General features: G+C 69.7%; 22 protein-coding genes and 1 riboswitch. Of the genes, 11 read left to right on the top strand and 11 right to left on the bottom strand.

What is annotated here, in order from left to right; all coding sequences use genetic code 11:
- Positions 1 to 14: 14 nt before the first annotated feature.
- The 10 genes from phnE (ABID41_RS04885) to phnG all read right to left on the bottom strand — a co-directional run bounded on the left by phnE (ABID41_RS04885) (position 15) and on the right by phnG (position 8,352).
- Positions 15 to 824, bottom strand: coding sequence for a phosphonate ABC transporter, permease protein PhnE (gene phnE / locus ABID41_RS04885; protein ID WP_331929688.1), 810 nt, complete (start codon positions 822 to 824; stop codon positions 15 to 17).
- Positions 821 to 1,723: a phosphonate ABC transporter, permease protein PhnE gene (gene phnE, locus ABID41_RS04880; RefSeq protein WP_331929690.1), complete on the bottom strand. Its 903-nt coding sequence runs from the start codon at positions 1,721 to 1,723 to the stop codon at positions 821 to 823. The genes phnE (ABID41_RS04885) and phnE (ABID41_RS04880) overlap by 4 nt, the downstream gene beginning before the upstream one ends.
- Positions 1,720 to 2,613 (bottom strand): PhnD/SsuA/transferrin family substrate-binding protein, encoded by an 894-nt coding sequence (locus ABID41_RS04875; RefSeq protein WP_354297244.1) that lies wholly within the window; start codon positions 2,611 to 2,613, stop codon positions 1,720 to 1,722. Before ABID41_RS04875 ends, phnE (ABID41_RS04880) begins: the two co-directional genes overlap by 4 nt.
- Positions 2,610 to 3,554 carry a phosphate/phosphite/phosphonate ABC transporter substrate-binding protein gene (gene phnD, locus ABID41_RS04870; RefSeq protein WP_331932209.1) on the bottom strand — a complete coding sequence of 315 codons (945 nt, stop codon included), beginning with the start codon at positions 3,552 to 3,554 and terminating at the stop codon, positions 2,610 to 2,612. The genes ABID41_RS04875 and phnD overlap by 4 nt, the downstream gene beginning before the upstream one ends.
- A gap of 153 nt (positions 3,555 to 3,707) precedes the next feature.
- The gene (gene phnL, locus ABID41_RS04865) at positions 3,708 to 4,412 is read right to left on the bottom strand and encodes a phosphonate C-P lyase system protein PhnL (RefSeq protein ID WP_331932208.1); all 705 of its coding nucleotides are present in this window, start codon (positions 4,410 to 4,412) and stop codon (positions 3,708 to 3,710) included.
- An 8-nt stretch (positions 4,413 to 4,420) separates the two neighbouring features.
- Complete coding sequence (gene phnK / locus ABID41_RS04860) at positions 4,421 to 5,215, bottom strand: phosphonate C-P lyase system protein PhnK (protein ID WP_331932207.1); 795 nt, start codon at positions 5,213 to 5,215, stop codon at positions 4,421 to 4,423.
- The gene (locus ABID41_RS04855; RefSeq protein WP_354297243.1) at positions 5,212 to 6,123 is read right to left on the bottom strand and encodes an alpha-D-ribose 1-methylphosphonate 5-phosphate C-P-lyase PhnJ; all 912 of its coding nucleotides are present in this window, start codon (positions 6,121 to 6,123) and stop codon (positions 5,212 to 5,214) included. The genes phnK and ABID41_RS04855 overlap by 4 nt, the downstream gene beginning before the upstream one ends.
- Entirely contained in the window at positions 6,123 to 7,265 is a 1,143-nt protein-coding gene (locus tag ABID41_RS04850) for a carbon-phosphorus lyase complex subunit (RefSeq protein WP_331932205.1), read from the bottom strand. The genes ABID41_RS04855 and ABID41_RS04850 overlap by 1 nt, the downstream gene beginning before the upstream one ends.
- A gap of 2 nt (positions 7,266 to 7,267) precedes the next feature.
- Positions 7,268 to 7,882: a phosphonate C-P lyase system protein PhnH gene (phnH, locus tag ABID41_RS04845; RefSeq protein ID WP_331932204.1), complete on the bottom strand. Its 615-nt coding sequence runs from the start codon at positions 7,880 to 7,882 to the stop codon at positions 7,268 to 7,270.
- Between the two features lie 14 nt (positions 7,883 to 7,896).
- On the bottom strand, positions 7,897 to 8,352 hold the full coding sequence (gene phnG / locus ABID41_RS04840) for a phosphonate C-P lyase system protein PhnG (protein WP_331932203.1): 456 nt from the start codon (positions 8,350 to 8,352) through the stop codon (positions 7,897 to 7,899).
- Between the two features lie 294 nt (positions 8,353 to 8,646).
- On the opposite strand from phnG, the gene ABID41_RS04835 reads away from it, so the two are divergent.
- Complete coding sequence (locus ABID41_RS04835) at positions 8,647 to 9,984, top strand: hypothetical protein (RefSeq protein ID WP_354297242.1); 1,338 nt, start codon at positions 8,647 to 8,649, stop codon at positions 9,982 to 9,984.
- Here the strand turns inward: ABID41_RS04835 and cobU are convergent.
- Entirely contained in the window at positions 9,981 to 10,490 is a 510-nt protein-coding gene (gene cobU, locus ABID41_RS04830) for a bifunctional adenosylcobinamide kinase/adenosylcobinamide-phosphate guanylyltransferase (RefSeq protein WP_354297241.1), read from the bottom strand. The genes ABID41_RS04835 and cobU overlap by 4 nt on opposite strands.
- A gap of 29 nt (positions 10,491 to 10,519) precedes the next feature.
- A riboswitch (cobalamin riboswitch) is annotated at positions 10,520 to 10,707 on the top strand.
- 106 nt (positions 10,708 to 10,813) lie between these two features.
- Here cobU and ABID41_RS04825 point away from each other — a divergent pair.
- Genes ABID41_RS04825 through cobS form a run of 10 tightly spaced genes read left to right on the top strand, consistent with a single transcriptional unit; the run spans position 10,814 to position 21,056 of the window.
- Complete coding sequence (locus ABID41_RS04825) at positions 10,814 to 12,730, top strand: TonB-dependent receptor plug domain-containing protein (protein WP_331930031.1); 1,917 nt, start codon at positions 10,814 to 10,816, stop codon at positions 12,728 to 12,730.
- The gene (gene cobD / locus ABID41_RS04820) at positions 12,711 to 13,703 is read left to right on the top strand and encodes a threonine-phosphate decarboxylase CobD (RefSeq protein ID WP_354297240.1); all 993 of its coding nucleotides are present in this window, start codon (positions 12,711 to 12,713) and stop codon (positions 13,701 to 13,703) included. The genes ABID41_RS04825 and cobD overlap by 20 nt, the downstream gene beginning before the upstream one ends.
- Positions 13,700 to 14,317, top strand: coding sequence for a cob(I)yrinic acid a,c-diamide adenosyltransferase (cobO, locus tag ABID41_RS04815; protein WP_354297239.1), 618 nt, complete (start codon positions 13,700 to 13,702; stop codon positions 14,315 to 14,317). The genes cobD and cobO overlap by 4 nt, the downstream gene beginning before the upstream one ends.
- On the top strand, positions 14,314 to 15,168 hold the full coding sequence (locus ABID41_RS04810; protein WP_354297238.1) for an ABC transporter substrate-binding protein: 855 nt from the start codon (positions 14,314 to 14,316) through the stop codon (positions 15,166 to 15,168). The genes cobO and ABID41_RS04810 overlap by 4 nt, the downstream gene beginning before the upstream one ends.
- Positions 15,165 to 16,145, top strand: coding sequence for a FecCD family ABC transporter permease (locus ABID41_RS04805; RefSeq protein WP_354297237.1), 981 nt, complete (start codon positions 15,165 to 15,167; stop codon positions 16,143 to 16,145). Before ABID41_RS04810 ends, ABID41_RS04805 begins: the two co-directional genes overlap by 4 nt.
- Positions 16,142 to 16,918: an ABC transporter ATP-binding protein gene (locus tag ABID41_RS04800; protein WP_354297236.1), complete on the top strand. Its 777-nt coding sequence runs from the start codon at positions 16,142 to 16,144 to the stop codon at positions 16,916 to 16,918. The genes ABID41_RS04805 and ABID41_RS04800 overlap by 4 nt, the downstream gene beginning before the upstream one ends.
- Positions 16,908 to 17,807: an adenosylcobinamide-phosphate synthase CbiB gene (gene cbiB / locus ABID41_RS04795; protein ID WP_354297234.1), complete on the top strand. Its 900-nt coding sequence runs from the start codon at positions 16,908 to 16,910 to the stop codon at positions 17,805 to 17,807. Before ABID41_RS04800 ends, cbiB begins: the two co-directional genes overlap by 11 nt.
- Complete coding sequence (locus ABID41_RS04790; protein WP_354297233.1) at positions 17,795 to 19,261, top strand: cobyric acid synthase; 1,467 nt, start codon at positions 17,795 to 17,797, stop codon at positions 19,259 to 19,261. The genes cbiB and ABID41_RS04790 overlap by 13 nt, the downstream gene beginning before the upstream one ends.
- Positions 19,258 to 20,286, top strand: coding sequence for a nicotinate-nucleotide--dimethylbenzimidazole phosphoribosyltransferase (gene cobT / locus ABID41_RS04785; protein ID WP_354297232.1), 1,029 nt, complete (start codon positions 19,258 to 19,260; stop codon positions 20,284 to 20,286). Before ABID41_RS04790 ends, cobT begins: the two co-directional genes overlap by 4 nt.
- The gene (cobS, locus tag ABID41_RS04780) at positions 20,283 to 21,056 is read left to right on the top strand and encodes an adenosylcobinamide-GDP ribazoletransferase (RefSeq protein ID WP_354297231.1); all 774 of its coding nucleotides are present in this window, start codon (positions 20,283 to 20,285) and stop codon (positions 21,054 to 21,056) included. The genes cobT and cobS overlap by 4 nt, the downstream gene beginning before the upstream one ends.
- The last annotated feature ends 49 nt before the right edge of the window (positions 21,057 to 21,105 follow it).

Here is a 21,105-nt window from a genome sequence, read left to right as displayed (position 1 = left end):
GCGGGAGGCGCCGGTCAGCTCAGCCGCTTGCGCAGCTCCCTCGAGGCCGTGTCGAGCAAGGCGACCGAGGCCATGTAGAGCAGGATGATGAAGGCGGCGACGTCGAAGTCGAACACCCGGATGCGCTCCTGCAGTTCGAAGCCGATGCCGCCCGCGCCGACCATGCCGAGCACGCCGGCGTTACGGAAGTTGCCCTCCAGGTAATAGAGGCACTGGCTGGCCATGACCGGCAAGATCTGCGGCAGAAACCCGAAACGGAAGACCTGCAGCGGAGAGCTGCCGGCCGAACGAACGCCCTCGATGGGCTTGTCGTCCACATTCTCGATCGCCTCGGCGAACAGCTTGGCCAGGTGCGGGGCGTCGGCGATGGCGAGGGCGCAGACGCCGGCCAGGGGGCCAAGGCCGAAGACGGAGATCAGGATCAGCGCCCAGACCAGGGCGGGCACGCCCCGAAACAGGTCGAGGAAACGGCGGAAGGCGAAGTGGACCGCCTTGTTCGGGACGACCGTCGTGGCGCCGATGACGCCGAGCGGCAGGGCCATCAGAGCCGCCAGTATCGTGCCCACGAGCGCCATGGCCATGGTCTCGGCCAGGGCCTTCAGGTCGCGGAAGAACTGGCCGCCGCTGCTCGGCGGGACCATGGAGACCAGCATCCGGCCGATGCGGTCGAGGCCGCTCATGAACCGCGCCGGGGTGAAGTCGACGTCGATCGCCATCAGCGTCAGGATGACGAGGCCCACCAGCGTCGCGGCCGGATACAGCAGTCGAGAGCCCAGGGACGGGTTCAGGACCTGCGCGGCGTGATCTTTCGGAACTTGGGTCATTTGTCGCGCGCCAGGCCGAGGAGGTGATGCCGGATCTTTTCCGAGGTGACGTCGATGGCGAAGATCATCCCCACGATCAGCAGCAGGATCGCCAGATAGGTGTCGTATTCGGTGAAGGTGATCGCCCGCTGGAGTTCGATCCCGATTCCGCCCGCGCCGACGATGCCAAGACCGGCGGCCCCGCCGATATTCGCCTCCAGTCGGATCAGGCCGTAGGAGGCATAGGCCGGCAGAACTTGGGGCAGAACGCCGAAACGGATCTGGCGCAAGCGGTTGGCGCCGCTGGCCTGCAGGGCCTCGATGGGCCGGTCGTCGACCTGCTCGTTGATCTCGCTGAACAGTTTGCCGAGGCCGCCCATGGTGCTGATGCTGAGGGCCAGAATGCCGGCGAAGGGGCCGACGCCGAACGCGGCGACCAGGATCAGGGCGATGATGATCTCCGGCAGGGTGCGGATCGCCTCCAGCGTCCTGCGCACGACGAAGCGCAGCGGGGCGAAGGGCATGAGGTTCCGCGCGCAAAGGAAGCCGGCGAGGACGCCGCCGAAGGTTCCGAACGCGCTGGAGAGGACCGCCATCTCGAAGGTCTGCCAGGCGGCCTTCAGCCAGAGGGGCAGATCGTAATACCATGAGGCCAGGGAGCCTGGCGTCCGCCGTCCGGCGAACAGGGCCTCGAGGCGAAGGTCCGGCGACAACCGGTGCAGCAGGCTGACGACCCGTCCGACGGGATCGGCGCCTAGGTCGGCGCCGATGAAGCCGCTGCGCTCCAGGGAGATCGCCAGGATCACGCTGAAGATGAGCACGCTGAAAGCGGTCTGTGTCCTCTGGCGGCGCAGGATCTGCGAGCGTTCGTGCTCGAACGCGTCCACGACGACGGTGTCAGCCTTGACCGCGAAGTTCATGAGAGTTTGACGGGCTTTTCGTGGGTGGCGATCAGGGCGTCGGCTTCGGTGGGGGTGAACTCGACCGCGTCGGCCCCCAACTGGGCCGCTCCCCAGGAGAAGGCGGCCTTGTTTTCCATGTGCATGGCGATGAGTATCCCGATCAGGCGATAGCGGTCGGCGTCGCTCATGCTTCGGCGCACGGCGAGGGCCCGCGGAACTATGGGGCGGGCGCGGAACAGGACTTTCAGGTCGCCGCAGCGCTGCTCGCCCGGCTTGGTGCCCCGGCATTGACGTCGCCAGGCCGTGACGTGGAGGGCGAGCGCGTCGGCCTTGCCGGCCCGCAGCGCGGCGATCGCCTTTTCCTCCACGTCGGGAACGATCTCGCGGGTCAGGATGTCGGGGCCATAGCCCTGCTCGGCGAGAATTCTCTTCGGCTGGTCATGCATCGAGGGCGAGGGGCCGCCATAGGCGATAACCCCGCCCTTCAGGGCTGAGGGCGTTCCGTCCCTGTCGCGGAGCACGGCGAGGACGATGGGCGTTCGGGGAAGTTCCCTTGCGCCGCGGACGGTCATGGCGGCGCGGACAGCGGCCTTCACCGGCGCGTAGCTGGCGCCGTCGAGGGGCGCGATGTCCAACTGGCCGGCGGCGAGCGCCTGGGCGGCCTCGGCCGTGCTGGTGACGGGACAGGCCATCACCTTGCGGCCCATCCGCTGGGACAACAGTTCGAAATAGGCCTTCTGGCCCGCCGGAGCGTCGGTGGCGAGCGGGGCGCAGGGCGCGGCGGCCGGCTCGACGACGGCGATGCGGAGCGGCGAAGGCTCGGGAGCGGGCGCGCCTGTGGGGGCGGCGAAGGCGGCGGCCGCGGCGATCGTCAGGCCGGCCGCGCCACAGAGGACGAGGCGCTTCACGGCTGCTCACCCGAGCGACGGCGCGCGATATCCTGTTCGCGCAACTTTATGATCTGCGAGAAGTAGGACCGGTCGACGGCGTAATAGGTCGAGCCGTCCACCTGCCCGGTGTCCGCCCAGGTCTGCGGATCGTCGTAGGGCAGGGCGGCCAGCGCGCCGCGGACGGTGTCGATGAACCACTGCGGGCGATCAGTGCGGACGATGATGGCGGTGTTGGGGATGGGCCCCACGGTCCAGATGAGCCGGAAGTCGTCGACCTTGGCCAGGCCTCGCTGAGCCAGGGTGAAGAACGAGCCGGTGGTGAAGCCGTGCTCTGGCGTCCCGCCGCTGACCATAGTCACGGCGGCGTCGAACTGGCCGTTCTCCAGCGCCATGACCGCCTGTGTGTGGCCGCCGGAGAATGTGGATTTTCCGAAGAAGGTGTCGGGATTGATGCCCTGTTTGCGCATCATCTCGCGGGGGTACAGAAAGCCGGAGGTCGAGTTGAGGTCGACGTAGCCTATCGTCTTGCCCTTCAAGTCCTCGATGGCCTTGTAGGGGCTCTTGCTGAGGACGAGCAGCGTCGAATAGTAGCCGTTTCCGCCGTCCGCATCGCGCGGCCCCAGGATGGGGGCCGCCAGGTCGCCGACCTGGGCGTCGAGGTTGGCGTAGCTGGCCGCCGGCATGGGCGAGACGTCGATCTGATCGGCGGCCATGGCCTGGATCACGCCGTTGTAGTCGGCGCTCTCGTAGAGCTTCATCGGCAGGCCGAACAGCTTCTCGAACAGGGCCTTGTAGACGTTCCAGCGCTTGGACACCGCGGGGTCGTCCTCGGAACCCTTCATGACCATGCGTATCTTGGTCATGGTCTGGGGGGCGGCGCCGTCCTCATGGTCGCCGCAACCGCTCAGCAGCATCATGGCCGTCAAGGCCAGCGCCGCGCGAAGACGCCTGCACGCCATCACTCATTCCTGCAATTTCAATGGCCTAGAAATTGGTGGCTTCCTGCATCACTGGCGTGAAGCGCCGATGACGAGATTTAGGGCGTGTCAGATATTTGTCGGTCCCGACCAAGGCCTCGCCGCAGGCAGGGCCGTGGTCGGGGCCAGTCAGGATCAGGCGGCGGCCTTGAACTGGACGACCTCGAACAGCCGGGTCGCCACGGCGTCGCGCACGTCGTGATCGTGGAAGATGCCGATCATCGCCGCGCCCTTGGACAGGGCGCGCCGGATCAGCGAGACCACGATCGCCCGGTTCTCGGCGTCGAGCGAGGCGGTGGGCTCGTCCAGCAGCAGCACGGGGTATTCCCGGATGAAGCTGCGGGCGATGTTCACGCGTTGCTGCTCGCCGCCGGAGAAGGTGGCGGGCGGAAGGGCCCAGTGAGCCTGGGGCAGGCGCAGGTCGGTCAGCAGGGCGGCGGCCCGCTCGCGCGCCTCGTCCTCGGGGACGCCGTTCTCGAGCAGCGGCTCCATGACGAGTTGCAGGGTCGGAATGCGCGGGATGACCCGGAGGAACTGGCTGACATAGCCAAGGGTCCGGCGGCGCACTTCCAGAACCCGGTGCGGCGGGGCGTTGGTGATGTCGACATAGGCGCCGTCGTGGAGGACGCGGACGCCGCCGCTCGACGGCATGTAGTTGCCGTAGATCGAGCGCATCAGGGTCGACTTGCCCACGCCGGACTCGCCGGCCAAGACGACGCACTCGCCCGGTCGGACCTCGAGCTTGAGGCCCTTGAACACGGGAATGGCGGCGCCGCCGGCGTTGTGGAGCACGAAGGTCTTTGCCAGATCGTCGACCACGATCAGCGGTTCGGTGTTCATGGCGGCCTCTAGATCTGCAGGACGGAGGAAACGAGGAGCTGGCTGTAGGGGTGCTGCGGATCGTCCAGCACCTGGTCGGTCAGGCCGGTTTCGACCACGTCGCCTTGCTTCATCACCAACAGCCGGTCGGCCAGAAGCCGGGCGACCGCCATGTCGTGGGTGACGAGCACGACGGCCAGCCCAAGGTCGCGCACCAGCTCGCGCATCAGGTCGAGCAGGCGGGCCTGCACCGAGACGTCGAGGCCGCCGGTGGGCTCGTCCATGAACACCAGGCGCGGGTGATGGATCAGGTTGCGGGCGATCTGAACGCGTTGCTGCATACCGCCCGAGAACAGGCGCGGCTGGCCGTCGAGGCGCGCGGGATCGAGCTCGACGCGGTTGAACCAGCGCTCGGTCTCGGCGCGCATCTTGCCGTAGTGCCGGCCGCCCATGTTCATCAGCGGTTCGGCGACATTGGCGCTGGCCGTGGCGCGCATGCGCAGGCCGTCACGAGCGTTCTGGTGGACGAACCCCCATTCCTCGCGCTGCATCCGCCGCCGGTCCGGCTCGGGCAGCTCGTAGATGTCCGTGAGCCCCAGGCGGCGGGTGGCGAAGGCCACTTCGCCCTGCTCGGGACGCATGCGGCCGGAGATGCAGTTGAGCAGGGTGGTCTTACCTGAACCGCTTTCGCCGACGATGCCCAGCACCTCTCCAGGGTGGAGGTCGAAGCTGACATTGCGGCAGGCGACCACGTTGCCGAAGGTCTTGGTGAGGCCGGTCACGCGCAGCAGCGGAGCCGGCTCGATCTTAGCAAGGGCGTTCATTCGGCGGCTTCCTTCGAAGAACCCAAGGTGTGGCCGGCAAGCGGACCGGCATGGCCGGCGTCACGGCGGACCGAGCAGTGATGCGTGTCGGAGCAGACGAACATCCGATTGCCCTCGTCATCGAGGACGACTTCGTCGAGGTAGGAGTCCTCGGCGCCGCACAGGGCGCAGATCTCGTCCCAGGCCTGGACCTCGAAGGGATAGTCCTCGAAATCCAGGCTGCGCACGTCGGTGTGCGGCGGCACGGCGTAGATCCGCTTCTCGCGGCCCGCGCCGAACAGCATGATCGCGTCGCTCTGGTTGATCTTGGGGTTGTCGAACTTCGGGATGGGCGAGGGACCCATCAGGTAGCGTTCGTTGACCATCACCGGATAGGTCGCGCCGATGGTGATGCGGCCATGGGCGGCGACGCTCTGGTAGAGCGACACGTACTGCACGCCGTATTCCTCATAGGCGTGCATCGCGCGGGTCTCGGTCTCGTGCGCTTCCAGACCCCGCAGCGGTTCTGGCTGGGGAACCTGCATGACCATGATCTGGCCTTGCTTCAGGGTCTTTTCCGGAATGCGGTGACGCGACTGGATGATGGTCGCTTCACCGGTGTCCTCGGTGGTGGCGACGTCGGCGACCTTGGCGAAGAACTGCCGGATGGAGACGGCGTTGGTGGTGTCGTCGGCGCCTTGGTCGATGCACTTGAAGACGTCTTCCGGACCGATCAGGGCGGCGGTCACCTGGATGCCGCCGGTGCCCCAGCCATAGGGAACCGGCATCTCGCGCGATCCGAAGGGCACCTGATAGCCGGGGATGGCCAGGGCCTTGAGGATCGAGCGGCGGATCATCCGCTTGGTCTGCTCGTCGAGATAGGCGTAGCTGTACTGCTGCGCTGGCTGGTTGGATTTCTGTGCGGTCATCACGCCAGCTCCTCGATGGCGGTCGGAGCGGCCGCGATGGCCGCCTCGGCGGCGCGCTGCCGTTCAAAGAATTCAGCCCTGGACTTGCGGATCGACAGCAGGCCGGCCTGGAAGTCGACGTAGTGCGGAAGCTTCAGGTGCTGGACGAAGCCGGAGGCCTCGACGTTGTCGCTGTGGTAGAGGACGAACTCCTCGTCCTTCACCGGCGCGTTCACCGCATCGCCCGCGTCGGCCGCCTTGAGGGCGGTGTCGATCATCGACATGCTCATCGACTTGCGTTCGCAGTGGCCGAAAACGAGGCCGTAGCCGCGCCCATATTGCGGGGCCTTGCTAACGCCGCCCTGCGCGCCGCCGGTGATCATCACGCATTCGGTGAGCTGCATTTCGCCGATCTCGATCGGGAAGCCCAACTCCTCCGGGACGAACTCCACATCGACCTCGCCATAGCGGATCTCGCCGCACAGCGGGTGGGCGTTGCCCCAGCCGCGCATGCCCGAATAGGCCAGGCCCAGCAGGAAGCCCTCGTCGCCGCGGGCCAGCGCCTGGAGACGCTGGTCGCGACCGGCGGGGAAGCGCATTGGCTGACGGGTCAGGTCGTAGGGCTCGGGCGCGTCGGGGGTCGGCTCGTCGCGCTCCAGCAGGTCTTCGTGAGCGAAGACCGAGCCGATGTTCGGCATCGGGTACTGTTGCGGCTCTTCGGCCTTCAGCGCCGGAACGACGTCGGTCCCGCCGTTGGCGGCGAGGGCGAAGTCCAGCAGGCGGTGGGTGTAGTCGAAGGTCGGGCCGAGCACCTGGCCGCCGGGAATGTCCTTGAAGGCGGCGGAGACGCGACGGACGGCGCGCATGTCGATGGTGTTCAGCGGCTCCGACGCGCCGAAGCGCGGCAGGGTCGTGCGATAGGCGCGGACCATGAAGACCGCTTCCTGGATGTCGCCGCGGGCCTGCTTGATGGCCAGGGCGGCCAGGTCGCGGTCATAGCACGACCCCTCGGACATGACGCGGTCGACGGCGAGCGAGAGCTGCTCGCGGATCTGGGCCACGTCCAGTTCGGAAACGGCCGGGTCGCCGCGGCGTTCTTCGGCGAGCCAGCGGTGGGCGTTGGCGATGGCGGCCTCGCCGCCCTTCACAGCTACGTAGGCCATTCTCAGCTCTCCTTAGGCGTGATGCTTGACGAGCGCGGCAGACCGAACAGGCTGTCGCCGGCGGTGAAGATCAGATCCACGCCGCACTGAAACTGCTCGTGATTGTCCTGGGCCGCGGCCCAGAATTCGGCGGTCGGGCCGACCGGCGAGATCAGCGCGGTGTCGCGGATCCCGGGGCCGCTGATCTCGACCGGAAGCCCGCCGGCCAGCGCCGGAACCTCGATGATCAGCGTGGTGCTCTGGTCGGGATAGCGCGGGTCGCCCTGCATGAAGGCCGACAGCGGCGGCGCCGACGCCAGGTCGCCGACGAGGGCAAAATGCGCCTGGGCCGGATCCGTCGTCAGCGGGCAGCCGCAATGGAAGCGCAGCCAGGCGGCCACGGCGTCCGAGCGGACCTTGTCATCGAGCCAGACGCGCGTCTCGAAATCGAAGAGCGACAGCGCCACGGCGCCGGCCGCGGTGGAGAGGCCGGCGGGCGGCTCGGGGGCGACCGGCGTCTTTGCGATGGTTCCGGGACGGGCGACCGCGTCCAACAGGACGCGGAACACTTTCTGGGAGTCGCGGGCCGGGTCGGAGAAACCCGGCTTCGTCGTAATTGCGTCCAACACTGCGGACATCATCCACCTCGACCTTAGCGAACCATCGTGAAGAACTCGACCTTGGTCGCGGCGGCCTTGCGCGCTGCGAGGTCGTGTCGTTGGAGCTGGGCGCTCTCAAGGCGAGCGATCACGGCGTCCTCGACGGCCGGGCGCAGGCTGGCCGACTGCATCATGGCGTCCACCGCCGCGGCGATCTCGGCATGCCGATGGTTGCGGCCGGCCACGTAGCCGACGCCGGTCTCGCCGCTTTCCAGGCGAACCGCCGCCCGGGTCACGGTCATTTCGCCGAGGTTGAACGCATCGCCCGTGCCGCCCATCCGGCCGCGGACCAGCACCATGCCGTTCTCAGGAGCGCGCAGGGCCTGGAACGCCGGCCGTTCAGCCAGCCCTTCCCACGCGGCGATCACTTCCTGGGCCGGCGCCTTGGCTAGAACCGAGAGCCACCGCCGACGGTCGGGCTCTCCATCCATCGCTGTCCTATCCGACATCACCTGTCTCCGACAAATAAGCAATTTGCGTATTTATTGGGATGATGAGTAGTTTAGATGGCGATGTGCGGCAACAATTCGATCGTGAAACTTATCTTACGTAAGTAAAACTTGTCTAGTTGTATAGATGTGAACTTGTCTGGTCGGTCGTCGGCCCGACGCGCGCCGCGCGCGCCCCAATTCCGCCATCAAGCTGAACCGCGGATGACGGGAGCCTCAAGCGACGTTCAGGCAGGGTGGCGCAAATTGGCGCTTTAGGCGCACTTCGGGTGCGCGGAACGGAGGCTTCAAGCCATGCACCATCGCCTGAATCTGGCGCTCCTGGGCGGGGTTGCGGCCTTGGCGCTCGCCGGTTGTCGAGACAACGCGCCCGCGGCCCCGGAGCCGCTTTTCGTGCCGGCTTCCAACGCCCCGGCCTACAACCTGCCGCCGCCGCCGGAGGCCATCGCGGCGCCGGTCGCCGACTACAGCTACGCTGAACGGGCCTATGCGCTCGACCGCGCCTTCTACGATGCGCCGCCGGACTACGGCTTCGCCTATATGGACGAGGAGCCCTGGGCCTGGCGTTCGGTAGACGGCTACGAGATGTACGCCGAGCCGATCGACGACGGCTATCTCTACTATTACTACGAGCCCGGCGCCGAATATCCGTTCTTCGTGCGGGCGCCCGACTATAGTTACGGTTACGATCCGTTCGGTGTCGTGACTGTCGTCTATTCTTCGGTCGGCGTGATCGTGCCGTATGTGCATCGGGAGCGCGTCGTCGACTATCCCGGCCTCTACTGGACGCGCGCCCGCGACCTGCGCGTGGCCGCCCACCGCCACCATGCCCCCGTGGTTCGCGAGATCTGGCTCGCCAGGCGGCCCGCCCTGGTCGCGAGCCAGCGCCCTTGGATGAAGGCCGCGGTGGAGCACCGCGACTGGCGCCGCTATCGCGAGCAGGACCGCGACCGCGAGATCCGCCGCTTCGACCGCGAACGCGAGCGCCGGGTCGAGATCGCCCGTCGCGGCCACGACGCCGTGAGGCCGGTCCAGGTCCGGCAGGACGCCAACCGCGGCCGGCCGCTGTTCGAGAACCCGCGGAACGAGCCGCCGCGTCGGGTCGAGCGCGATGAACGCCAGGCGCGCGTCGAGCGTCCGGATCGACGCCTCGAACGCTCGAATCATCCCGAACGTCAGGTCGAGCGCAGGACGGAGCGTTCGCAGCCCGTCGAGCGCGCCCAGCGCGTCGAGCGTCCGCGGCCGCAGGCCGAGGCCCCGCGGCGCACCGCCAAGGCCGAGGCTCCCCGCCGCGAGGTCGCACGTTCCGAGCGCCCGAGCAGCGCCGCGCCGGTCGAGCGCAAGCCGAGCCGGCAGGAAGCGCGGCCGCAGCGCGTCGAACGTCCAGAACGCGCGGCACGTCCGCAACCCGTCGCGCGCGAGCGCCAGCCGCAGCGGGCGGAGCGGCCGGTCCAGGCCCAGCGGGCGGTCCAGGCCGAGCGGCGCGAAACCCGCCAGGTCGCGGCGCGCCAGGAGCGGCAAGTTCGCCCGGACAAGGCTCAGGCGCGAGGGGGCGACCGACCCCGTCAGGAAGCGCGGGCCGACAAGGGCGGCCACGGGCGGTCCGACCACGCCGAACGAGGCCGCAACTAGCCCTTCAGCGCCACCGGCAGGCCGGCGACGACCATGACCGCGCGGTCGGCGGCGGCGGCCACGGCCTGGTGCATCCAGCCGGCCTCGTCGCGGAACCGCCGCGCCAGGGGATTGTCGGGCACGATGCCCTGGCCGACCTCGTTGGAGACGACGGTGACGTCGGCGGGGGTGGCCGTCAGGGCGTCGCAAAGCGCCTGGACCGCCGAGGCGACGTCGATGTCGCCGAGCAGCAGGTTACTAAGCCAGAGGGTGAGGCAGTCGATCACCGCGACATCGCCGGGAAGCAGGCCGAGGACGGCGTCGGCCAGGGCCAGCGGCTCCTCGACCGTCTCCCAGTCAGCACCGCGGTCCTGCCGATGGCGGGCGATGCGGGCGGCCATCTCCTCGTCCAGCGCCTGGGCCGTGGCGATCATCACCCTTCGCTGCGCTGGGCGGGAAAGCGCCCGGCTCATGGCATAGGCGGTCTTGCCCGAGCGGGCCCCTCCAATGACGAATGTCAAGCTCATCGGGATTGACGCTCCGCATGGCGAAGCCTAGTCCAGGCCTCGCGACAGGTTCCCCGCAAGGGGATTAATAGGGAACTCAGGTGTGAAACCTGGGCTGCCCCCGCAACTGTAAGCGGCGAGCCCACGCGTCATAAGCCACTGGACGAAAGTCTGGGAAGGCGGCGCGTATCGGCTGTGACCCGTGAGCCAGGAGACCTGCCTGACGCCGTCGTCCTTCGTCCGGCCGGGGTGCGCCGAGCGAACGGGGAATCTTCCCGAGAGACGACGTCCGTTGGCCTGTGTTCGTGCACAGGCTTCGTCGTCACGCGTCAGGGGGATACCCGATGAAGACCGTTCTATTCGCCACCGCCGCCGCCCTTTGCGGCCTCTCCACCACCGCCTTCGCCCAGAGCACGCCCGTCGCGGTCGCCAGCGTCGGCGAGCTGGTGGTCACCGCCAACCGCTCGCCCCAGGCGCTGGAGCGGGTCGGCCAGGCCATCACCGTGCTGACGCCGCAGGACATCAAGGCCAGCCAGGCGACCGACGTCTCGACCCTGCTGTCCCGGACGGTCGGCGTCTCGTTCGCCCGCAACGGCGGCGTGGGCGCGGCCACCACCCTGCGGATCCGCGGGGCGGAAACCGACCAGACCCTGGTGGTGATCGACGGGGTGAAGCTGAACGACCCGTCCTCAACCGGCGGCGGCTACAACTTCGCCAATCTGCTGGCCGGCGACATCGACCGGATCGAGATCCTTCGTGGCTCCCAGTCGACGCTTTGGGGCAGTCAGGCGATCGGCGGCATCGTCAACATCTCCACTCGTGAACCGCAGAAACCCTTCGAAGCCGACCTCTCGGCCGAGGGCGGCTCGATGGGGACCAGCTATTTCCGTGGGGCCGCCGGCGGCAGGACCGAACGCCTGGCCTGGCGCCTTGCGGCCAGCCGCTATGACACCGACGGCGTTTCGTCCTACCGCTATGGCGAGGAGAAGGACGGGTACGAGAACACCGGCGTCAGCGGCCGCGCGCTTTTCCAGGCGACGGACACGATCTCCCTCGACCTGCGCAGCGTCTATTCGAAGGGCCGGAACGACTTCGACGGCTTCCTGACCGACAGTCGCGACCATGGCGAGACCGAGGACTTCGTCGGCTATGCCGGCGTGAACTTCGAGCTGTTCGGCGGCGCGCTCTTCAACCGTGTCGCCTACGCCTACACCCGCACCGACCGGCAAAATTTCAATCCGGACCAGGCGGTGACCACCACCACCTTCGACGCCCGCGGCGAGAACCGGCGCTGGGAGTACCAGGGCGTGTGGAAGATCAACCGGGCCTGGACCGCGACCTTCGGCGGCGAGACCGAGGACGCGAAGATGCGCACCGCGTCCCCCACCGACTTCGATCCCCATCCGCCGGTTGTGCGCGGCAAGGCCGGCATCGACGGCGTCTACGCCCAGGTGCAGGGTGAGGTCGTCAGTGGACTGAACATCACCGCCGGACTGCGGCGCGACAGCCACGACGCGTTCGGCGACAACGTCCTGGGGCAGGTTGCGGCGGCTTGGTCGCTTAACGACGGCTCCACCATCCTGCGCGCCAGCTTCGGCCAGGGCTTCAAGGCCCCGACGCTCTATCAGCTCTACACGGAGTACGGGAACGCGAACCTGAAGGCCGAGGAGGCCGATAGCTGGGACCTGGGCGTCGAGCAGCGCCTTGGCGACCGGTTCGTCGCCCGGGCGACCTGGTTCCAGCGCGAGACCACGAACCAGATCGACTACGTCTCCTGCAGCTCGGCCGCCGATCCGATGTGCGTGGTGAACGGCGCCGTGCGCTGGGGCTATTACGACAACATCGCGCAGGCGAAGGCCAAGGGCGTCGAGCTGGAGGGCGAAGCCGATCTCGGCCCGCTGCAGGTCGCGGCCAACTACACCTGGACGGAAGCGAAGAACGATTCCGAGGGGGCGAACCACGGCAAGCTGCTGGCCCGGCGACCCGAGCATCAGGCCAATATCCAGGCCGTCTATAGCTGGCCCAGCCACGCGACGCTCGGGGGTGCGATCCGTTATGTCGGCAAGAGCTACGACAATGCGGCGAACACCACCGTGCTGCAGAGCTACACCCTGCTTGACCTGCGCGCGTCCTATCCGGTGAACGAGACGTTCGAGCTCTATGGCCGGATCGAAAACGCGCTCGACGAGGACTACGAGACCGTCCGCAACTACGGCTCGCCGGGCCGCGGGGCTTATGTCGGTGTCCGCGCCCGATTCTGATCCGGCCCTGGAGGCCTTCCTTCGGCACGGCGGCCGACTGGCTGCGGCGCGAGCGGCGTTTCCCGAGGCGCCCTCGCCCTGGCTCGACCTGTCGACCGGGATCAATCCGCGCCCCTATCCGGCGCCCAGGGCGGCTGCGGCCGCCCTGCAGCGCCTGCCGGATCCGGAGGAAATCCGCGAACTGGAAGCGGCCGCCGCGCGGGCCTTCGGCGTGTCTCCGGACCGGGTGGCGGCGACGCCGGGCGCCGAGGCCGCCCTGCGCCTGCTGCCGCGTCTGCTGGGGGCGCGGTCGGTGGCGGTCGCCACGCCGACCTACGGCGGCCACGCCGAGGCCTGGCGGCTGGCGGGCGCCAAGGTGCGGGAGGTTGCGTGGCCCGCGACGGCCACCTGCGCCGAGGTGGTCGTGGTCGTGAACCCGAACAACCCTGACGGCCGCGCCGTCGACATCTCTCAGCCGGCCGCTTCGTGGCTGATCGTCGACGAGTCCTTCGTGGAAAGCTGTCCGGGGCAGAGCATCGCCTCACGCGCCGACGCCGGGACCATCGTCATCCGGTCGTTCGGTAAGTTCTATGGGCTGCCCGGCGTCAGGCTCGGCTTCGTGATCGCCGCGCCGGGCCTGGCGGCTCGCGTGTCGGCCGGGTTCGGCGACTGGCCGGTCAGCGCCGAGGCCATCGCAGCGGGACGCGCGGCCTATGCGGACGAGGCCTGGCGCGAGCAGACCCGGCGGCGCCTGGAGCGCGATGCGGCTCGGCTCGACCGCCTGCTGGTCAAGGCAGGCTACGAGATCGTCGGCGGAACTTCGCTGTTCCGCCTGGCCGCCGCACCGGACGCCCGGAGCCGCTTTGTCGCCCTGGCCCGCCGAGGCGTGCTGGTTCGCCCCTTTTCCGATCAGCCGACCTGGCTCAGGTTCGGTCTGCCAAAACCCAAGGATTGGCCGAGGCTGGCCGCCGCCCTGGAGGACTCCCGCCCATGAGCGCCAACGAGGATCAGAAGAACGCCGAGCACAGGGCCGCCATGCAGGCGCTAAAGGCCGAGCGCGAGGCGCTGATGGCTACCAAGACCGACGAGGCGCCGGGCCTGCTGCTGGTCCACACCGGCGACGGCAAGGGCAAGTCCACCGCGGCCTTCGGCATGGTCGCCCGCGCCCTCGGCTGGAACCAGAAGGTCGGGATCGTCCAGTACATCAAGGGCAAGTGGATCACCGGCGAACGGCAGTTCTTCAAGCGGTTCCCCGACCAGGTCCGCTACGAGGTGATGGGCGAGGGCTTCACCTGGGAGACCCAGGATCGGGCGCGGGACATCGCGGCGGCGGAAGCGGCCTGGGCGACTTCCGTCGAGATGCTGCACGATCCGCAGCTCGAGCTGGTGCTGCTGGACGAGCTGAACATCGCCCTGCGGTACGACTATCTCGACATCGCCAAGGTGGTGTCCGACCTCCAGGCCCGCCCGCGCGACAAGCATGTCGTGGTCACCGGCCGCAACGCCAAGCCGGAACTGCTGGCCATCGCCGACCTAGTGACCGAGATGACGCTGGTGAAGCATCCCTTCGAACAGGGCATCAAGGCCCAGCGCGGGATCGACTTTTGAGCTGGAGGATCACACGGCGGTCGGCCCTGGCCGCCGGTGCGGCGGTGGGGCTCGGCGGGGCGGGCGAGCGGCCGCCGCACCGCATCGTCTCGCTGAACCCGTGCCTTGACGTGATCCTGGTCAATGTCGCCGACCGCGGCCAGATCGCCGCGATCAGCCACTATTCGCACGAGCCCAGTTCCTCGAGCATCGGTCCGGGCGCCGAAACCTATCCGTATACCCACGAGAGCGCCGAGGAGGTGCTGGCCCTGCGGCCCGACCTTGTGCTGATGGCCCGCCACTCCGCCCCCGCGACCCGCGCGGCGCTGCAGCGCCTGGCCGTCCGCACGGAGCTGTTCTCCATACCGGGCTCGGTCGAGGAGAGCCTGGCCCAGGTCCGGCAGGTGGCGGCGGCGGTGGGCCAGCCCGAGCGCGGCGAGGCCATGGTCGCCAGGATCCGGGCCGCGATCGCCGCCGCCACGCCGCCGGCCGGCGCGCCCAGGCTCAGCGCGGTTACGTTCCAGGCCGGCGGATTCGCCACTGCGCCCGGCACGCTGATGGACGAGATGATGCGCCGTTGCGGGCTGGACAACGCCGCGGGGCGCTATGGCCTGAAGCGGACCAGCAACATTCCTCTGGAGCTGCTGATCGCCGACCCGCCGGACGTCCTGCTGGCGGGAGAGGCCGAGCCTGGCGCGCCGACCTGGGCGGACCGCGTTCTGAACCATCCGGCCCTGGCCCGCGTGGCGCACAGGATGCATCGTGCGACCTTCCCGCAGAACCTGACCTTCTGCGGCGGGCCGGTGCTGATCCGCACGGCCGCCATGCTCGCCAAGGCGCGGCGCGAAGCCCTGAAGGCGCGCGCCGCATGAGCCGCCGGACCACGACCATCGCCGCCCTGACCGGGCTGCTCGTCCTGCTGGCGGCGGGCGGCATGATGGCTGGCCGGGTCTGGACGCCGTTCCAGAACTGGTTCGACCCGTCGGACCCCCGCTCGGCGATCATCCTCGAACTGAGGCTGCCGCGGACGATCCTGGGCGTTGCCGTGGGCGCCGCGCTCGGCATGTCGGGCGCGGCGATGCAGGGCTATACGCGCAACCCACTGGCCGATCCCGGTGCGCTGGGGGTCTCTTCCATGGGCGCGCTGGGGGCGGTGCTCACGCTCTATCTGGGCGCCGGGGCCTCCGCGCCCTGGGTGATCGCCAGCGCCTCGATGCTGGGGGCGCTGATCGCGGTCTTCCTGCTGCTGGCCCTGTCGGGGCAGGCGTCGAGCATCGTCACCTTTGTGCTGGCGGGGGTGATCCTGCAGACGGTGGCCGGCGCCGGCGTCGCGCTGGCCCTCAGCCTGGCGCCGAACCCCTGGGCGGTGAACGAGATCGTCAACTGGCTGATGGGCTCGCTGGCCGATCGCAGCCTGGACGACGTGCGGCTGGCGCTGCCTTTCATGGTGGCGGGCATGGCGATCCTGCTGACCACGGCGCGCGGCCTGGACGCCCTGACCCTTGGCGAGACGGGAGCCCGCTCGCTCGGCGTCGACATGACGAGGATGCGCTGGGCGCTGGCCCTGGGCGTCGCCCTCACGGCGGGGGCGAGCGTCGCGGTGACCGGCGTCATCGGCTTCGTCGGCCTGATCGTGCCGCACCTGCTGCGCCCGCTGGTTGGTGCGCGGCCGGGAGGCCTGCTGATCCCGAGCGCCATCGGCGGCGCGGTGCTGGTGCTGGCCGCCGACATTGCGGTGCGCCTGACGCCGGCGGCGGCGGGGGAGGTGAAGCTGGGCGTCGCCATGGCGGTGCTGGGCGGCCCGTTCTTCTTTGCTTTGCTGCTGTCCCTGCGCCGGAGGATCGCATGAGCGCCCTGGTCGCGCAGGACGTCGTTGTCCGCCTCGGCGGCAGGGCGGTGGTGGACGGCGTCTCGGCGGCGTTCCAGTCCGGCGTCGTGACCGCGATCCTCGGGCCGAACGGTGCGGGCAAGTCGACCCTGCTGAGCTGCCTTGCCGGCCTGCGAAAGCCGCAGGGCGGCCGGGTCTCGCTGGACGGCGACGACATCCTCGCCATGCCGCCGCGTGGGCGGGCGCGCAGGATCGGCTTCATTCCTCAGACGCCGGAGATCGCCTGGGCGGTGGAGGCGCGGATCCTGGTGGGCCTCGGGCGGACGCCGTTCATCGGTTCCAGCGGCCTCTCGCTGGAGGACGCCGCAGCGATCGATCGGGCCATGGAGGCGGCGGGAGTCGCGGCCATGGCCGACCGCGACGTGACGACCCTGTCGGGCGGCGAGCGCGGGCGCGTGCTGATCGCCCGCGCCCTTGCCGGGGATCCGGAATGGCTGCTGGCGGACGAACCCCTGACCGGGCTCGATCCAGGGCACCAACTGGACGCCGGCGACCTCTTCCGCAGCCTGGCGCACGACGAGGGGCGTGGGGTGATCCTCACCCTGCACGATCTGTCGCTGGCCGCGCGCATCGCCGACCGGATCATCATCATGGCGGGCGGGCGGCTGCTGGCCGACGGGCCGCCGGCCGCGGCGCTCTCCGTGGACGTGATGCGCCAGGCCTATGGCGTTGAGGCCCGCATCGCCGAGGGCGAGGGCGGCGTGCTGATCGAGATCGTCGGCCGTGCCGGCTGATCCCTGGATCGTCCTGGCCGCCGCCGGGCTGGAGGGCGCGGTCGGCTATCCCGCGCGGCTGCCGCATCCGGTGACCTGGGTCGGAGGGGCGCTCGGCCTGCTCGACCGCTGGTTCAACCGCGGCGGCGACCTGGCGCGGCGGCTGACCGGGGCCGTCACGCTGGTCATCGTCGCCGGAGGCGCGGCGCTGACGGGCCACGCGGTCGCGCGCCTGGACTGGGCGCCGCTGACGATCCTGGCGGGCGCGACCGGCCTCGCCGCCCGCAGCCTCTACGATCACGTGGCGGCGGTGGCGCGCGCGCCGGACCTGGCTTCGGCGCGGGCCGCGGTGGCGATGATCGTCGGCCGCGATGTCGATCGGCTGGACGAGGCGGGTGTCGCGGCGGCGGCGCTGGAAAGCCTGGCGGAAAGCTTCAACGACGGTGTCGTCGCGCCGCTGTTCTGGTTCCTGCTCGCGGGGCTTCCCGGCCTCTTCGCCTACAAGGCCGTCAACACCGCCGACAGCATGATCGGCCACAAGGAGGAGCCATATCGCTGCTTCGGCTGGGCGGCGGCGCGGAGCGACGACCTGATGAACCTCGTCCCGGCCCGGCTGGCTGGGCTGCTGATCGTGCTGGCCGCCGGGCGCGGGGGAAAGACCATGGCGCAGGACGCGCGGGGCCACGCATCGCCCAACTCCGGCTGGCCGGAGGCGGCGATGGCCGGGGCCCTGGGCGTGCAACTGGGCGGCCCTGCCTATTATGACGGCGTCGAGCACGCCCGGCCGAGCTTCGGAGACGGGCGGCGGCCCACGACGGCCGACCTGAAACGGGGGCTTGGGATCTATCTGCGCGCTTGCGCGGTCCTGGCCGTTCTCTTGGCTCTCGGGGGTTTGGCTTGGCCGCGTTGATGATCCAGGGATGCGGCTCGGATGTCGGCAAGTCGGTGCTGGTCGCCGGTCTGTGCCGCCTGTTCGCCAATCGCGGCCTGACCGTCCGTCCCTTCAAGCCGCAGAACATGTCGAACAACGCCGCGGTGACCGCCGACGGCGGCGAGATCGGGCGCGCCCAGGCGCTGCAGGCGATGGCCTGCCGCACGCCGCCCACCGTCGACATGAACCCGGTGCTGCTCAAGCCGCAGAGCGACGTCGGGGCGCAACTGGTCATTCGCGGCGAGATGGCGGGCACGTGGAAGGCGAGGGCTTACCAGGAGCGCAAGGCGGCCCTGCTGGATGTGGTGCTGGAGAGCTATCGACGCCTGGAGGCGCAGAGCGACCTGGTCATCGTCGAGGGCGCGGGCAGCCCCGCGGAGACCAACCTGCGGGCCGGCGACATCGCCAATATGGGTTTTGCGCGGGCGGCGAACGTGCCGGTGGTCCTGGTCGGGGACATCGATCGGGGACACGTGATCGCCGCGCTGGTCGGCGCCCATGCGGTGCTGGATCCCGAGGACCGGGCGATGGTCGCGGGTTTCCTGATCAACAAGTTCCGGGGCGACCCTAGTCTCTTCGCAGATGGCCGGGCCGAGATCGTCCGCCGGACAGGATGGCCTGACCTGGGCATGGCGCCGTGGCTGGCTGCGGCGGCCAGACTGCCGGCCGAGGACGCCGTGGTGCTGGAGCGCGGCGGCGGGACCGCGCGGCGCCGGGTGAAGATCATCGCCCCGATGTTCTCGCGGATCGCCAACTTCGACGACTTCGACCCGCTGAAGGCCGAGCCCGAGGTCGAGTTCGGATTCGTTCCGCCCGGATCGCCGCTGCCGGGCGATGCGGACCTCGTCATCCTGCCCGGGACCAAGGCGACGATCGCCGACCTGGCCTTCCTGCGCGCGCAGGGGTGGGACATCGACCTGGCCGCCCATGTCCGGCGCGGCGGGCGCGTGCTGGGCGTCTGCGGCGGGTTCCAGATGCTGGGGCGGACCATCGCCGATCCGGAAGGCGTCGAAGGCGCTCCAGGCTCGGTAGAGGGGCTCGGCCTGCTGGAGATGAGCACGGTGCTGACCGGCGAGAAGACCCTGCGGCCGACCGCCGGGCGGCTGGTGCGCGGCGGGGCCTTCGCCGGCTACGAGATCCATGTCGGGCGCAGCCAGGGGCCGGCGTTCTCGCGGCCGCTGCTGATCCGCGAGGACGGGGCGGGCGAGGGGGCGATCTCGGCGGACGGGCGGATCGCCGGCGCCTATGTCCATGGCCTGTTCGATCGCGGCGAGGCGCGGGCCGCGATCCTGGCCGAGCTGGGCGCCGCATCGGTGGGGGGCGAGCAGACGGATCGCGTGGACCGCGCGCTCGACGAGATCGCCGAGGTTCTCGACAAGCACTTCGACCTGGATCGTATCGTGGCCATCGCCGGCCTGGAGGGGCGTTCATGATTTCCGTTCGGCCGTTGGACCGGAGCCTCGAGGCGACCTACCGCGCCCTGGTGGACGGCAAGGCCAAGCCGCTTGGCTCCCTGGGGCGGATCGAGGACCTGGCGGTGCGCCTCGCCCTCATCGAGGGGCGGCCCAATCCGCGATGCGAGCGGGTGCTGCTGCTTGTGTTCGCCGGCGACCATGGACTGAACGAGGCGGGGGTGTCGGCCTTTCCCTCATCGGTCACCACGGCGATGGTGGCGACCCTACTGGCCGGCCGAGCCAGCGCCAACGCCTTCGCGCGCTCGGTGGGCGCGGAGGTGAAGGTCGTGGACGCGGGCGTGGCGGCGGACCTCGCGCCGCATCCGCTCCTGATCGAAGCAAAGGTCCGCAAAGGCTCACGCAATGCGGAGCTCGGTCCGGCCCTGACCTCCGGGGAGGTCGAACTGGCGCTCGCCCGCGGGGCGGCCATCGCCAGGCAGGCGATCGAGGAGCAGGGCTTCGAGGTTCTCGCGGTCGGGGAGATGGGCATCGGCAACAGCGCCAGTGCTGCGCTCTTGCTGCATCGGCTGGCGCCGGCGCCGCTGGACGACTGCATCGGCGCCGGCGCGGGCCATGACGCCGAGGGTATGGCGCGGAAGGTCGCCGTGCTGGCCCGGGCCGCAGCCCGCAGCGCCGCCGTAGAGCCGATGGATGTGCTGGCGCAGTTCGGCGGCCTGGAGATCGTCATGATGGCCGGGGCGATCCTCGGCGCGGGGGCGGCGGGACGTCCGGTGATCGTGGATGGGTTCATCGCCTCGACCGCGGCCCTCGCGGCGATCCGCCTGGAGCCGGCGGTGGCGGACTATTGCGTCTTCGCCCATCGCTCCTGCGAGAAGGGCCACGCGTTGGCGCTGGCCGCGGCGGGCGCCGCGCCGCTGCTGGACCTTTCCATGCGGCTGGGCGAGGGCACGGGGGCCTTGCTGGCGGCGCCGCTGATGCGCGCGGCCGCGGCGCTGCTGACGGACGTCGCCAGCCTCGACGACGTGCTCGCGGGCCGGCTTTGAGGTTCCTCGCGCGCCAGATCCAGCTCTTCATCTGCGCCGTGCAGTTCCTGACGCGGATGCCGACGCCCACCCTGCACGGGTTCGAGGCGGACTGGATCTCGCGCAGCGCCCGCTATTTCCCACTGGTCGGCCTGCTGGTCGGCGGCATCTGCGCCGCCGTGTTCTGGGCTGCGTCCCAGCTCTGGAGCGGCTGGCTGCCGGCGCTGCTGGCGATCGCCGTGGGGGTGCTGGTCACCGGGGCCTTCCATGAGGACGGCCTGGCGGACACGGCCGACGGGCTGGGCGGCGGCGGCGATCCGCGGCGGCGGCTGGAGATCATGAAGGACAGCCGGATCGGGACCTATGGCGCGCTGGTCCTGCTGCTGTCCCTGGCCTTGAAGGCCGCCGCCCTGGCGAGCCTGCCGGCCGCGCCGGGAGCCTGGGCGCTGGTCGCAGGGCACGCGGCCGCGCGCGGCGCCTCGGTGGTGACGATGCGCAGCCTTGGCTATGTCGGGGCGCTCGAGGTCTCGAAATGGAAGCCGGCGCCGGCCAATCTCAGTTGGCCGGAAACCCTGGTCGCCGTGGGTTCCGCAGGCGCGCCGCTGCTCTTCGGGTCATGGCAGGCGGCGGGCCTCGCCCTCGTGGTGGGCGCTGCGATGGCCGCCCTGCTGGCGCTGACGGCGCGTCGGCTGCTGGGCGGCTATACGGGCGACGTGCTGGGCGGCGTCGAGCAGGTCTTCGAGCTGGGCTTCATGCTGGGCGCGGCTGCTGCTTTTGCGGTCACGAGCTGAGCTTTTCGACCTCTGATAGAAATGTTCGGCTTTTATCGCGAGCCGGACA

This window comes from Phenylobacterium koreense (genome assembly GCF_040545335.1).
In the GTDB taxonomy this organism is placed as follows: Bacteria; Pseudomonadota; Alphaproteobacteria; order Caulobacterales; family Caulobacteraceae; genus Phenylobacterium; species Phenylobacterium koreense.
The sequence above is the reverse complement of the archived record's forward strand: the minus strand, read 5'-3'. Positions and strand labels throughout refer to the sequence as shown.